Source organism: Glaciimonas sp. Gout2, from assembly GCF_035018905.1.
Classification (GTDB): domain Bacteria; phylum Pseudomonadota; class Gammaproteobacteria; order Burkholderiales; family Burkholderiaceae_D; genus Glaciimonas.
In genome coordinates this window covers 129624-143818 of sequence record NZ_JASJXA010000007.1, presented here as the reverse complement: position 1 = coordinate 143818, position 14195 = coordinate 129624, and the positions used below count along the sequence as shown (strand labels likewise).

General features: G+C 47.6%; 10 protein-coding genes and 2 tRNA genes. 11 read left to right on the top strand and 1 reads right to left on the bottom strand.

Translation table 11 applies throughout. The features are described 5' to 3' along the window. The first annotated feature begins 207 nt into the window (after positions 1-207). From tig to QN379_RS07460, 8 genes are all read left to right on the top strand, one after another. The gene (tig, locus tag QN379_RS07495) at positions 208-1560 is read left to right on the top strand and encodes a trigger factor (protein ID WP_322237853.1); all 1353 of its coding nucleotides are present in this window, start codon (positions 208-210) and stop codon (positions 1558-1560) included. A 125-nt stretch (positions 1561-1685) separates the two neighbouring features. Then, positions 1686-2312, top strand: coding sequence for an ATP-dependent Clp endopeptidase proteolytic subunit ClpP (clpP, locus tag QN379_RS07490; protein WP_322237855.1), 627 nt, complete (start codon positions 1686-1688; stop codon positions 2310-2312). A gap of 274 nt (positions 2313-2586) precedes the next feature. Next, positions 2587-3858, top strand: coding sequence for an ATP-dependent Clp protease ATP-binding subunit ClpX (clpX, locus tag QN379_RS07485; RefSeq protein WP_322237858.1), 1272 nt, complete (start codon positions 2587-2589; stop codon positions 3856-3858). 233 nt (positions 3859-4091) lie between these two features. Further along, positions 4092-6503, top strand: a complete 2412-nt coding sequence (lon, locus tag QN379_RS07480) for an endopeptidase La (RefSeq protein WP_322237860.1) — start codon at positions 4092-4094, stop codon at positions 6501-6503. A 358-nt stretch (positions 6504-6861) separates the two neighbouring features. Continuing rightward, positions 6862-7134, top strand: coding sequence for an HU family DNA-binding protein (locus tag QN379_RS07475; protein WP_322237861.1), 273 nt, complete (start codon positions 6862-6864; stop codon positions 7132-7134). 86 nt (positions 7135-7220) lie between these two features. Beyond that, a tRNA-Val gene (locus QN379_RS07470) sits at positions 7221-7296 on the top strand. A gap of 62 nt (positions 7297-7358) precedes the next feature. Further along, positions 7359-7435: transfer RNA gene (locus QN379_RS07465), tRNA-Asp, on the top strand. A gap of 79 nt (positions 7436-7514) precedes the next feature. Beyond that, entirely contained in the window at positions 7515-9449 is a 1935-nt protein-coding gene (locus QN379_RS07460) for a SurA N-terminal domain-containing protein (protein WP_323506383.1), read from the top strand. A 188-nt stretch (positions 9450-9637) separates the two neighbouring features. Here QN379_RS07460 and QN379_RS07455 read toward each other — a convergent pair whose 3' ends face one another. Beyond that, the gene (locus QN379_RS07455) at positions 9638-10273 is read right to left on the bottom strand and encodes an arylesterase (RefSeq protein WP_416348533.1); all 636 of its coding nucleotides are present in this window, start codon (positions 10271-10273) and stop codon (positions 9638-9640) included. 280 nt (positions 10274-10553) lie between these two features. On the opposite strand from QN379_RS07455, the gene QN379_RS07450 reads away from it, so the two are divergent. The 3 genes from QN379_RS07450 to QN379_RS07440 all read left to right on the top strand — a co-directional run bounded on the left by QN379_RS07450 (position 10554) and on the right by QN379_RS07440 (position 14101). Next, positions 10554-11267, top strand: a complete 714-nt coding sequence (locus tag QN379_RS07450; RefSeq protein WP_322240603.1) for an ABC transporter ATP-binding protein — start codon at positions 10554-10556, stop codon at positions 11265-11267. Between the two features lie 51 nt (positions 11268-11318). Further along, positions 11319-11654 carry a hypothetical protein gene (locus QN379_RS07445; RefSeq protein WP_322237865.1) on the top strand — a complete coding sequence of 112 codons (336 nt, stop codon included), beginning with the start codon at positions 11319-11321 and terminating at the stop codon, positions 11652-11654. A 248-nt stretch (positions 11655-11902) separates the two neighbouring features. Continuing rightward, positions 11903-14101: a xanthine dehydrogenase family protein molybdopterin-binding subunit gene (locus QN379_RS07440; RefSeq protein WP_323506394.1), complete on the top strand. Its 2199-nt coding sequence runs from the start codon at positions 11903-11905 to the stop codon at positions 14099-14101. Positions 14102-14195 lie beyond the last annotated feature (94 nt).

Below are 14195 nucleotides of genomic sequence, written 5' to 3'. Positions count from 1 at the left end.
GAACAATGACCGGGTAGTGACCGGTTTTGGCGCAAGGAACCGTTTTACGTATAGAATATCGGACTTTAGCGTGCCGAGAACCACGTATAAATGGCAACATTTAGCCGTTTAAGTGATGGAAAGCATTGTTTTTAGATGTTTTTGGTCATTTGGTTAACTCAGGTCACACATATAAAACAAAGAATTTCTAATTTTTGGACGATTCACATGGCAATTGCAGTCGAAACTCTAAACAAACTTGAACGTCGTCTCACCATAACTATTCCTATGGTCGAAGTTCAAACCGAAGTTGAAAAGCGTCTTAAAGTGCGTGCACGCACCGCCAAGGCACCGGGTTTTCGTCCTGGTAAAGTGCCGATGAAAATGGTTGCCGCGCAATATGGTTTTCAGGTCGAAAATGAAGTGCTGAACGACAAAGTCGGCCGCGCTTTTAACGACGCTGCAACTGAAAATAATTTGCGCGTTGCCGGCTTCCCAAACATCGAGCCTAAGAACAGCGAAGGTGTACCTGAAGGCGTTATCGCTTTTGAGGCAACTTTTGAAGTCTATCCCGAAGTCAAAATCGGTGATTTGAGCGGTGTTGAAGTCGAAAAGACTAAAGCTGAAGTCAGCGACGCCGAAATCGACAAGACTATCAATATCTTGCGTAAGCAGCGCGTGCATTACCACGTTAAAGGTGAGCAAGGCGAGCACGGCGATGGTGGCAGTGATCTGGCAGCGCAAAACGAAAATCGCGTAACAGTCGATTTCGTCGGTAAGATCGACGGCGTTGAGTTTGCCGGTGGAAAAGCGGATGACTACGCATTTGTGTTAGGCGAAGGTCGAATGTTGCCAGAATTTGAAGCCGCTACTATCGGCCTTAAAGTTGGCGAAGCAAAGACTTTTGAATTGGCTTTTCCTGCCGATTATCACGGTAAAGACGTTGCTGGAAAAACTGCAGAATTCACTATCACGCTGAAGAAACTGGAATGGGCGCACCTACCGGAAGTCGATACAGATTTCGCTAAATCGCTGGGCATGGAAGATGGCGATCTGACAAAAATGCGTGCAGATATCAAGCTCAACCTGGAGCGTGAAGTTGGTGCTCGCGTTAAAGCGAAGAATAAAGACAGCGTGATGGACGCGTTGATCAAAGTCAGTGAACTGGACGTACCGAAGTCATTGATCGATCAAGACGTTCAACGTTTGGTTGAAATGACCCGTCAAGACATGTCGCAACGCGGTATGGACACTAAGAACATGCCGTTTCCTCCTGAGCTGTTCGCGGCCCAGGCTGAGCGTCGCGTGCGTCTGGGCTTGATTCTGGCCGACGTAGTGAAAGAAAACCAATTGCAAGCAAGCGCTGAGCAAGTTAAAGCGCAAGTTGAAGATTTCGCTCAAAGCTACGAAGATCCAAAAGAAGTCCTGAAATATTATTTCAGCGATCGTAGCCGTCTGGCCGAAGTCGAAGCACTTGTATTAGAAGAAAACGTCGTCAATTACGTCTTAAGTAAATCGAAAGTGACTGAAAAATCGGTCCCGTTCGATGAACTGATGGGTAACAACGGACAACAAGCATAATCAAGCCTTGCTAAGCCTAGTGGGCTTTTATGGGCCTGAGCAGAAATAACGCGCTATTCAAAATTCTGCGAAAATAGGGTGGTGTAATCTGAGCAGGCTCTGATTGCGTTTCAATAAGGAAGAATATGACAGGCTTTCATCGTAATTCAGCGCTAGACACTGACATGCTCGGCATGGTGCCTATCGTGGTTGAGCAAAGCGGTCGTGGCGAGCGTTCATACGATATTTATTCACGCCTGCTGCGTGAGCGTGTGATATTTCTGGTTGGACCGGTCAATGATCAGACGGCCAATCTTATCGTTGCACAATTACTTTTCCTCGAGAGCGAAAATCCAGAAAAGGATATTTCTCTTTACATCAATTCGCCTGGTGGATCGGTGTCGGCTGGTATGGCGATTTTCGATACGATGCAATTTATCAAGCCTGACGTCTCGACGTTATGCACTGGTATGGCTGCATCGATGGGTGCCTTTTTGCTGGCCGCTGGTGCTAAAGGCAAGCGTTTTTCGTTGCCTAATTCCCGTATTATGATTCATCAACCTTTGGGTGGCGCTCAGGGGCAAGCATCAGATATCGAAATTCAGGCGCGGGAAATTCTGTATTTACGCGAACGTCTGAACGGTATTCTGGCTGAAAAAACCGGCAGAACCATTGAGCAAATTGGTAAAGATACTGATCGTGACAATTTTATGTCGTCAGATGCCGCAGTAGAATATGGTCTGATTGATAAAGTTCTTACGACGCGCGCCTGATAGTTGGGCGTGATACAAAGCGCCCGAACCCCATTGGGTCGGGCGTTTTTTTCTTTCTGATGTGATTTATCCCTTTAAGAAAAAATGGCGTGACTGTCATTTAAATTGGTCTGTGCCGTGACGAGGCGGTGTTTCGCAGGTAATATCAATTTAATGTCACGTGGACGCCGAGTTATAGCTGAGCTATAGCCTATTTATAGCTAATTTAGTCGTAGTCTGACACCGCTATTACCTCGCGGACAACCTTTACTGATGATCGCTTAAACATTGCCCTATGTCTGATAAAAAAACTTCCAGCGGCGAAAAACTGCTTTATTGTTCCTTCTGCGGGAAAAGCCAGCACGAGGTAAAAAAACTCATTGCGGGACCATCGGTCTTCGTGTGCGACGAGTGTATTGACCTATGTAATGACATTATTCGTGACGAGGCATCAAGCGTCGAAACGTTGGATGGTCAGAAGTCAGAACTGCCGATTCCTCAAGAAATCTGCGATTTGCTCGACCAATACGTGATCGGTCAGGAAACCGCCAAGCGGATTCTGGCGGTCGCGGTGTACAACCATTACAAACGCCTTAAGCATCTGGGCAAAAAAGACGATATCGAGCTGGCAAAAAGTAATATTTTGCTAGTGGGACCGACTGGTTCCGGAAAGACTTTGCTGGCACAAACATTGGCGCGTACATTAAATGTACCGTTTGTGATTGCTGACGCAACGACGCTAACCGAAGCTGGTTATGTCGGCGAAGATGTTGAAAATATCATTCAAAAATTGCTGCAAAATTGCAATTATGAGGTTGAAAAAGCGCAAAAGGGTATCGTCTATATCGATGAAATCGATAAGATTACCCGTAAGTCGGATAACCCATCAATTACGCGTGACGTCTCCGGCGAGGGCGTCCAACAAGCCTTGTTGAAGCTGATTGAAGGTACGATGGCTTCGGTCCCTCCGCAGGGCGGACGCAAGCATCCAAATCAAGACTTTGTTCAAGTTGATACAACAAATATTCTGTTTATTTGCGGTGGGGCTTTTGACGGCCTGACCAAAATTATTTCAGAACGCTCTGAAAAGAGCGGCATTGGTTTTTCGGCAAATGTAAAGAGTCAGACTCAGCGCACGTCGAGCGAAGTATTACTCGACGCTGAGCCAGAAGACTTGACACGTTTCGGACTTATTCCTGAACTTGTTGGTCGTTTGCCAGTTATCGCGACTTTGACGGAGCTTAATGAGGCGGCCTTAATTCAGATTTTGGTTGAGCCGAAGAATGCATTGATCAAGCAATATGCGAAGCTGTTGCAAATGGAGGGTGCCGAACTGGATATCCGGCCAGCTGCACTTCAAGCGATAGCTAAGAAGGCTTTGGCACGCAAAACTGGTGCTCGAGGCTTACGGTCGATTCTGGAGCACGCGCTGCTTGATGTGATGTATGACTTGCCAAGTCATAAGAATGTGTCAAAAGTCGTGATAGATGAAAATAGCATCACACACGGCGCCAAACCGTTGATGATTTACCATGATCAGCCGAAGGTTTCTGGCGCAAAGTCATAAATTTGTAAATCTAAGTAAAAAACGGGCAAAAAACCCCGTTTTTTTACCAAAAGAAGTACAATTTCTACATAGAAAATATTTGGCTTCAATCGTAAAGCCACCCGAAGGTAACTTCGCGTGTGGCTTTTTTATTGCCTCACGCAAATAGTATGAAGATTTTTTGTTTCAACTAGGGCTTGTGTTTAGGCTACTCGTGCCAACATCAATAATAAGTTTCTTTGATAGGGCTCGCCATGACAACTTCTACAGTTACTGAACAAACCCGGTTGCCGCTATTGCCCTTACGGGATGTAGTGGTATTCCCGCATATGGTGATTCCTCTGTTTGTCGGTCGCCCAAAATCCATAAAGGCGCTTGAGGCCGCAATGGAACAGGGCAAGAGCATCATGTTGGCAGCTCAAAAGGCTGCCGCAAAAGATGAACCGTCGGCTGACGATATTTATGAAATTGGTTGCGTCGCCAATATTTTGCAGATGTTGAAACTTCCCGATGGCACCGTCAAGGTGTTAGTGGAAGGTGCGCAACGCGCACGCATTCATCGCATTAGTGAACTCGATACCCATTTCGTTGCGGATCTGACGCCAGTTGAATCGGAGTCGGGCGATGAAGCTGAGGTCGAGGCGATGCGCCGCGCCATCGTCCAGCAGTTCGATCAGTACGTAAAACTGAATAAAAAAATCCCGCCAGAAATTTTGACTTCACTGGCAGGAATAGATGATGCCGGTCGTTTGGCAGATACTATCGCCGCGCACTTGCCGCTTAAGCTTGAACAAAAGCAAGTCATTCTGGAAATTTTCAATGTCGGTAAACGCTACGAACATTTGTTAGGACAGCTCGAAGGTGAATTGGATATCCTTCAGGTTGAAAAGCGGATTCGTGGACGTGTGAAACGTCAGATGGAAAAATCGCAACGTGAGTACTATTTGAATGAGCAAGTAAAAGCTATTCAAAAAGAACTTGGTGAAGGCGAAGAAGGTGCTGATCTGGAGGAACTGGAAAAGAAAATAGTTTCTGCCAAGATGCCGAAAGAAGCACTGGAAAAAGCCCAGAGCGAACTGAAAAAATTGAAGCTAATGTCGCCAATGTCGGCCGAAGCAACAGTCGTGCGTAACTATATTGATACGCTGGTTGGTTTGCCTTGGAAGAAAAAATCCAAGGTCAACAACGAGTTGGGTAATGCCGAAAAAGTACTGGAAGGCGATCACTATGGCCTGGATAAGGTCAAAGAACGTATTCTGGAATACCTCGCCGTGCAGCAACGCGTTGACAAACTAAAAGCCCCTATTTTATGTTTTGTAGGTCCTCCTGGCGTTGGTAAAACTTCGTTGGGTCAATCAATCGCTCGTGCGACTAATCGTAAATTTGTGCGTATGGCGCTGGGCGGTGTGCGTGACGAGGCTGAAATTCGCGGTCATCGCCGGACTTATATTGGTTCGATGCCTGGCAAGATTTTGCAAAGTCTGGCAAAGGTTGGCGTGCGTAATCCTTTATTCTTGCTTGATGAAATTGACAAGCTTGGTATGGACTTCCGCGGCGATCCATCGTCGGCATTGCTTGAAGTACTGGATCCTGAACAGAATCATACGTTTTCGGATCACTACATCGAAGTCGATTTTGATTTGTCGGATGTGATGTTTGTCGCGACATCGAACTCATTCAACATTCCACCGGCATTGCTGGATAGGATGGAGGTGATTCGTCTGTCGGGATATACCGAGGATGAAAAAGCTAACATTGCATTGCGCTACTTGCTGCCTAAACAAATCAAGAATAATGGCTTGAAGATCGATGAAATTAGCGTCGCTGAAAGCGCTATTCGCGACATCATCCGTTATTACACAAGAGAGGCAGGCGTCCGCTCTCTGGAACGTGAAATCTCCAAGATTTGCCGTAAGGTAGTGAAACTTCTGCTGCTGAAAAAGCAGGAGAAAAAAGTTGCCATCACATCAAAAAATATCGACAAATTCCTCGGAGTTCGTCGCTACGATTTTGGTGTTGCGGAAAAAGAAAATCAGGTTGGTCAAGTTGTTGGATTGGCATGGACTGAAGTCGGTGGTGAATTGCTGACGATTGAAGCGGTGGCGATGCAAGGCAAGGGCGCGATCATCCGCACCGGCACACTCGGTGACGTAATGAAAGAGTCCATTGAGGCCGCTCGTACGGTCGTGCGCAGTCGGGCCAAGAAGCTCGGTATCAAGAACGAGGCGTTCGAGAAAACCGATATTCATATTCACGTGCCTGAAGGTGCAACACCGAAAGACGGACCTTCCGCAGGTATTGGGATGGCTACCGCTCTGGTATCGATCTTTACCGGAATTCCGGTGCGGGCTGATGTTGCAATGACTGGTGAGATTACGTTGCGTGGTGAGGTATTGCCAATCGGTGGTTTGAAAGAAAAGTTGTTGGCAGCGCATCGTGGCGGCATCAAGACGGTATTGATTCCAGAGCAAAACGTTAAGGATCTTGCAGAAATCCCTGACAATATAAAAAATAAGTTGGAAATAGTACCGGTGCGCTGGTTTGATAAAGTACTGGAAGTCGCTCTGGAGCGTCAACCGGTGCCACTCGCTGAGGACGAGTCAGTAGTTGATGCTGCCGTCGCCAAAGCTGGTGAAAAGACCGATACGACAGTAGTTAAACATTAATTTGCAATTAGTCTCGTCAAAAGCCAGATAACGAAAGTGGAGAATGAGTGGTAGTTAAGCTTTCGTTGCTGGTCTTTTGGGTGATTGGTAAAGTGATTAATGGTCAGAAAAAACGCTCATCAGAGCGTTTTTTTTTTGCCAAAAATTGTAACCTTTTTTAGGTTGTCAGTGACTCTTATGGGAAGTGTTAAGCTTTGTGCGTTAAGCGGTAAGGTTGGGCAAACTGCTTGACATGCCGCTTGCACGCTTGTTTAATATGCAGGGTGGTGTCTTCATTTATAAGACGATATTTGGTCCTGGCAAAAGCTTCGACTAAAAAAATCTCATTCCGAATTTAAACCTTTTGAGGGGGACTTAATTGAACAAAACTGATCTAATCGAGCATATTGCTACATCGGCAGAAATTTCAAAAGCCGCATCGTCACGCGCTGTGGATGCATTGATCGGCGCAGTTAAAGCGACTCTCAAAAAGAATGGCACTGTTACGTTAGTCGGATTTGGTACTTTTTCAGTTGGCAAACGTGCGGCACGGAGCGGGCGAAATCCGCGTACCGGAGAGGCGATTAAAATTAAGGCTGCCAAAGTTCCTAAATTTAAGCCTGGCAAAGCGTTGAAAGATGCTGTAAACTAAGGTTCTTTGGCGTGGTGACATACGTCAAATGTTTGACTAGCTTGGCCCTCAGTTTTAAATCACAAGTGGTTTGAATATGAAGCGTAGGGTGCTTAGCTCAGTTGGTAGAGCGGCGCCCTTACAAGGCGTAGGTCGGGAGTTCGAGCCTCTCAGCACCCACCAATATAGTCAGACAAAAATAGTTGTATTCAACTTTGGAGAATTTTTTCCAACAGGTAGTTTTAGGAGTGGTAGTTCAGCTGGTTAGAATACCGGCCTGTCACGCCGGGGGTCGCGGGTTCGAGTCCCGTCCACTCCGCCAGAATTAAAAAGGCGAACGAGAGTTCGCCTTTTTTCGTATCTGCTAGTCATTTTAGCAACTTGTCTTTGATTGGCTGACTATGTTTGAGTTTATTCGCTCCCATCAACGCCTGATGCAGTTCCTGCTTCTGCTGTTGATTATTCCTTCCTTCGCGCTTGTTGGTCTGCAGAGCTATACAAGCTTTGGCGACAGTGCTAATGCCGTGGCAAAAGTGGCTGGCCAATCAATTACGCAGCAAGAGCTTGATGCGGCCCAACGGCAGCAAATGGATCGCATGCGACAAATGTTCGGCGCGCAATTCGATGCCAAAATGTTTGATACGCCACAAGCCAAGCAAGGTGTTTTGGAGAATCTGATTGCGCAACGTGCACAGTTGGCTGCGGTAGCCCGGGAGCACCTGATGGTGTCCGACCTGACGCTGCAACAAACACTACTGGGCATTCCAGAATTGCACGGTGCTGACGGCAAGTTTGACAACGAGAAATATCGCTCGCTGTTGGCTGCGCAAGGGACGGTGCCGAAAATGTATGAAGCGGGGCTTCGTCAGGATTTGGCGTTGCAACAGTTGGCTGGCGCAATTGAGTCCACTGCATTCGCTCCAAAGTCGCTGGCGTTACGGTTCTCCAATATAAGCGATCAAGAGCGTGACACGCAAGAGTTGTTATTTAAGACTGCAGATTATGCCTCGCAGGTCAAAGTAACCGATGAGATGCTGAAGGCTTATTACGACAAGAATGGTCAACAGTTTGAAATTCCTGAACAAGTGAAAGCGGAATATATTGTCCTGGATAGCGCTGCCGTAGCGGCGCAAGTGACAGTTAATGACGCAGATGTAAAATCGTATTACGAGCAAAATCTGGCGCGCTATTCGACGCAAGAGCAGCGTCGTGCGAGTCATATTTTGATTACAACTAACAAAGACGCTTCTGCTGCGGATAAAGCGGTTGCTAAAACAAAAGCTGAAAGCCTGCTGGCCCAATTGCGTAAGGATCCTGCAGAATTCGCTAAGCTGGCAAAAGAAAATTCTCAAGATACTGCTTCTGCGGAACATGGTGGAGATTTGGGTTATTTCGGTGACGGTATGATGGTCAAGCCATTTTCAGATGCTGCGTTGAAACTCAAACAAGGTGAGATTAGTAATGTTGTTGAGTCTGATTTTGGCTATCACATCATTCAGTTGACGGGCATTAAGCCAGCCGAAGTGAAACCGTTGGCGCAAGTCAAGGACGAGATATCCGCTGAAATTAAAAAACAACTGGCAACCAAGAAATTTGCAGAGATGGCAGATGCGTTTAATGACACTGTCTATGAGCAGGCAAATAGCTTGCAGCCTGCTGCTGATAAATTAAAATTGTCGATCCAGACTGTGTCGAATGTGGGCCGTCATCCGAATCCGGCACTTGCACCAACAGTGCTGTACAACAATGAGAAATTTCTCACAGCCTTGTTTGCAGACGGTTCTGTAAAAAATAAGCGTAATACTGCTGCGATTGAAGTTGCGCCAAGCACGCTGATCGCTGGACATGTGATCAGCTATAAGCCAGTCACAAAACAAGCGTTTGAAGACGTTAAGGAATTGGTTCGCACTAAGGTCATCCAGGCTGCCGAAGTCGAACTTGCTGAAAAGGCCGGCGCTGCCAAATTTGCGGCTCTGAAGGTAAAAGACGATACGGCCGGATTTGCAGTGGCTAAGACGGTTTCGCGCGCGAATCAGCAAGGTGTTGCTCCCAACGTATTTGATGCAGTAATGAAAGCGGACGTAAGTAAGTTGCCTGCTTTCGTTGGTGTTTCATTACCCGGCCAAGGCTATGCCATCTATCGTATTGGCAAAGTAGCGCAGCCAGCGACGATAGACCAGGCACGGCGACAGTCAGAGCAAAAACAAATTTCGTCCGCATTAGCTCAGCAGGAAATGAGTGCTTACGTTGAAGTGCTGAAGAAAAAGGCTAAGGCAAAGATACTCAAACCTATCGTCGCCAGCGCGCCTGTTGATGATAATTTGGCGTCGAAATAACACTTCGTTTAGTAGACTAATAATATTTAAAAAGCCACTTTCGAGTGGCTTTTTTATTTTGCGTTACCCGTCTTATAACCAGTTCTCTTCCCGCTCCGAAGAGAAGTTGTCAGCCAGTGATCTTATCTTGGGAAGATGCCTTTAAAAACAAATCTCCATCGCCGGCGATTCCAGGAAATCAGCATCGATTATTTTGCTGAGGAGAGCGTTGCTTTCATTAAGGGTTGTAATTTCGGCCAAACGTTGTTCAGGATGGTTAGGTGTGCTTCCGCTGTCGGGTGCATGCGGTCCGCTTGAAACCACTCCGGTTTATTGGCAACGCCTTCCAGCAAAAATGGCACTAAAGGGACTTTAGTCTGCTTGGCTAAGGTTGAATATAGTGCGAAAAATTTGTTTGTATAGTCGGGCCCATAGTTGGGTGGTATGCGCATTCCGATTAGCAGGATTTTTGCATTTACTTTTTGTGCCGCTGCTATCATTGCGAGTAAGTTTGATTCTGTCGCCTTTAATTGAAGGCCGCGTAATGCATCATTTGCGCCAAGTTCAATGATCACGATATTGGGGCGCTGCTTCAGCAGTGCTGGTAAGCGGGCGTTGCCACCGCTTGTGGTATCGCCGCTGATACTGGCATTGATCACGTCGATAGGGATATTTTCAGTCTTAAGGCGTTTTTGTAGAAGTGCCACCCAACCGGTGCCGCGGGCCAAGCCATATTCAGCTGATAGACTGTCACCCAACACCAGAACCGATTTTGATGCAGAATGGTCGCTCGTTGCTGCTGATGCAATGTTTCCTCCACTTGCAGCAAATGCACTGAGCGTGATGATTACTAAAACGCTACGTCGTAAGATATTGGATTGCCAGGCATTAAGTTTTAACTGTTTTATTGCCTTATGTTTTAATGCTTGCTCTAAGCCATTGAAGCTATTGATACCGTTGATACTGCTTATACCGCTGATTTCGCGGATGCCGTTAAGTTTTGTAGGTCGATCTGGCGGTAATAATGCTTGCGCGCGCCCGTCCCGAATAACGTTTCCACATTTTTGACTGATAATCCGCATGCCACTATCCTCTTCGATTAATTCATCTGATCTACAAGCTACCATGTCCAGCACCGATTTTTCGATAGTTGCGCAAAACCTGACCAAACGGGTAGCTGACGCTAGTGGAGAACTTGTGATTCTCAATGACATCAATTTTACCGTTCAGGCTGGGACGACGCTGGCAATTGTCGGCGCTTCCGGCTCCGGCAAGTCAACTTTGCTGGGATTGTTGGCTGGTCTTGATACCCCATCAAGTGGAACAGTCCTCATTGATGGCGTAGATATTTTTGCGCTGGATGAGGATGGTCGTGCTGGAGTACGCAAGAAAAAGCTCGGTTTCGTGTTTCAATCCTTTCAATTGTTGACGCATTTGAATGCCTTGGAAAATGTCATGCTGCCATTAGAACTGCATGGCGATCCCAGCGCTAAAGAAAAAGCTGAGATTATGCTCGGGCGCGTTGGATTGGCAAGTCGCTTGCGTCATTACCCAAAATACTTGTCCGGCGGCGAGCAGCAGCGAGTGGCGTTAGCCCGCGCTTTTGTCACAGAACCACCGCTTTTGTTTGCTGACGAACCGACTGGCAGTCTCGATGCCGCTACCGGTGACGCGGTGATACAACTGATGTTTGATCTCAATCAGGAGCGCGGTTCGACTCTGGTGCTTGTCACGCACGACACGTCCATCGCGGTGCAATGTCGGCAAACTATCACGATTGCGGCGGGACGTTTACTGCATCATGGCGACTTTACACCTAGTGACGCCCATATTTTTTAATGCCAGAATAGGAGCATCGTTATCAATATTTGACAATATAAGGAGAAAAATATGGCGGCATGGTTACCCGTAGCAAAGGCTATTCTTCCTTATCTTGGTGACATTATTACAGCCGCCAAGCCAGCTTTTACGAAACGTAAAGGTGGGAGCGAAAGTAGCCAGATAGAGATTTTGCAACAGCAAGTAGCTGAATTGCAAAATGCCTCCTTGCAGAATATTCAAAACGCCAAGGCACTTGCCGAACAATTACAATCATCCATTTCTGCGCTCGAACAGACTTTATCGACAACGCACAACAAGGTGCGACGTGCCAATTGGATTGCCACACTCTCGCTGGCATTGACATTGGTAGCGCTCGGACTGGTGACGATAGTCTTTTTACGTTGACGGTCTTTTACGCTATTAACGTGCCTTCGCCAAGATAGCTTTCCGACGTCGCAGCAAACTAATTTGACAGAATATGACGATATGCATCTGCCAAGTAGCAATCTTCAAATCAAACCTGAAATTGCGTTTGAAATCACAAGGAAGACCGACCAGTGCAAGCCCATAAAAAATCGCGGCGTCGCTTCCTGCTGAGCGGGATAGGTATTGGCGCTGGTGTGACTGCGGCATTTATCCTCGGATGGGGTGTCATGCCGCCGCGACAACGCTTGAATAGTCATCTTCCGATGCGGACAAAGAATGGTGAGATAGCATTGAACGGCTGGCTCAAGATCGCCCCGGACGGAATGGTTACTGTGGCAATAGCACGCTGTGAAATGGGCCAAGGAGTCCATACCGCGCTACCAATGCTAATCGCAGAAGAGCTGGATGTGCCACTTAGCATGGTCCGTATAGAGCAAGCGCCGTTGGACCGTATATTTGGTAACGTCGCCCTTTTTTCCGAGATGTTACCTTTTCATCCAGATGATGATGGGTTATTAAAACTCAGTGCGCAATGGCTGATGACTAAAGTTGGTAGTGAAATGGGTATCGTCTTGACCGGTGGCTCAAACAGCGTGCGGGATGCATGGCAACCGATGCGCGAGGCTGGTGCGACTGCGCGTGCCATGTTGATACAGGCGGCAGCACAAGAATGGCAGGTAGCATCCACCGAGTGCACTACCGCCGACGGGGTGGTGAGTCATGCTAATGGACGGCGTGCCAGTTATGGCAGTCTGGCAGCGAGGGCTGCTGCGATGACGCCGGGCAATGTATCGCTCAAGCGTGTGGAGGATTTTACATTAATCGGGCAGCCTCAGGCGCGGCGCGATACCGCTTGCAAGATCAACGGAAAGGCGATTTTTGGGATTGACGCTCGACCACCTGATTTGCTATTTGCAGCAGTCAAAATGGCGCCCGTGATCGGAGCGCGACTGCAACAATTTGACGCGTCGGAAACGTTGCGCACACCAGGCGTGATTAAAACGGTCGATTTTTCATCAGTAATTCTTCCTCACTTTGGGGCCGCAGCCGGTGTTGCCGTTATCGCAAAAACTTTTTGGCAAGCAAAACAGGGTGCGGAAAAATTGCGGCTTACCTGGGACGACGCTGAGAATCGGGTACTGTCCACTGCCGCCATTTTTCGGGAATTAAGAGAAAAATTAGCCACAGAATCAGGACATATCTATCACCGTACCGGTGGCCTGATTTCTGACACAAATAGAGAAGCGGCGTTGCATACGGTGGAGGCGATGTACTCTGCACCCTTCCTTGCGCACGCAACAATGGAGCCAGTCAACTGCACGGCGCAGGTCAAAGATGGCACAGTCAATTTGTGGGTGTCGACTCAAGTGCCGAGCATGGCGGTCGCTAGTGCCGCTAAGCTCGCAGGTGTCAAGATCGAGGATGTGACCATCACCGAACTGTATTTGGGGGGTGGTTTTGGGCGGCGTCTGGAAATTGACATGATTGTGCAGGCGGTCGCGATTGCGAAGCAGGCCGATGGTAAACCTGTGCAAATGATCTGGACGCGCGAAGATGACATGACGCATGATGTTTATCGGCCTGCCGCAGTCGCCCATTTTTCGGCGGCGCTCGATACTACAGGCCAGATACTTTGGTATAAAAATAAATCTGCCAGCGGCTCTGTCACGCAGCAGTTTGTACGTCGCAATTTGGGATTTCCTTTGATCGGGCCGGATAGGGCGGCGGCAGAAGGAGAGTTCGATATGCAATATGAAATTCCGCATCAGGAGATCGCGCATGTCATTGTTCCCAGCGCCGTCCCGTTAGGAAATTGGCGTTCGGTCGGGCACTCACATAACGCTTTTTTTAAAGAGAGTTTTATTGATGAGTTGGCGTATGCAGCGGCTGTTCATCCCGCACAGTTTCGACTAAATCTATTAAAAAATCATCCGCGTCATCGTGCTGTTCTGGAAGTGGCTTTGGTACGGGCGGGTCAACCGGTCGCTGGTCGTGCTCACGGTATCGCGTTACATCAGTCATTTGGGAGTATCGTGGCGCAGGTGGCTGAAATTTCGATTGAGAATGATCAGATACCAAATATTAAAGTGCATAAAGTAGTGTGCGTAATCGATTGTGGTCTCGCGGTGAATCCCAATATTATCGTCCAGCAGATGGAGTCGGCTGTCGTCTTTGGTTTGAGTGCGGCGCTACTCGGCGAGGTGACAATAAAGAATGGCGAAGTGGTACAGCAAAATTTCAATGATTACGCGGTCTTGCGAATACATCAGGTGCCAGTGATTGAAACGGTGATTATGCCTAGCCTTGAAGCGCCGCAAGGTGTTGGTGAGCCGGGAGTGCCACCCATCGCGCCTGCCGTAGCGAATGCAGTATTTGCGTTAACCGGTAAGCGTCTGCGTGATTTGCCGTTGCGGCTAAGCGTTTAATGAATGATTTGGTTTTTTGCTTAAAAGTCAGCTCATGGAGCCCCATTTGGTATTGGTAACATTTTTGGCGTACCTGATGATAAAAAAATGCACG

Coding starts and splice junctions, on each gene's coding strand:
- tig (WP_322237853.1), top strand. CDS start 208: ATGGCAATTGCAGTCGAAACTCTAAACAAACTTGAACGTCGTCTCACC.
- clpP (WP_322237855.1), top strand. CDS start 1,686: ATGACAGGCTTTCATCGTAATTCAGCGCTAGACACTGACATGCTCGGC.
- clpX (WP_322237858.1), top strand. CDS start 2,587: ATGTCTGATAAAAAAACTTCCAGCGGCGAAAAACTGCTTTATTGTTCC.
- lon (WP_322237860.1), top strand. CDS start 4,092: ATGACAACTTCTACAGTTACTGAACAAACCCGGTTGCCGCTATTGCCC.
- QN379_RS07460 (WP_323506383.1), top strand. CDS start 7,515: ATGTTTGAGTTTATTCGCTCCCATCAACGCCTGATGCAGTTCCTGCTT.
- QN379_RS07450 (WP_322240603.1), top strand. CDS start 10,554: ATGTCCAGCACCGATTTTTCGATAGTTGCGCAAAACCTGACCAAACGG.
- QN379_RS07445 (WP_322237865.1), top strand. CDS start 11,319: ATGGCGGCATGGTTACCCGTAGCAAAGGCTATTCTTCCTTATCTTGGT.
- QN379_RS07440 (WP_323506394.1), top strand. CDS start 11,903: ATGCCGCCGCGACAACGCTTGAATAGTCATCTTCCGATGCGGACAAAG.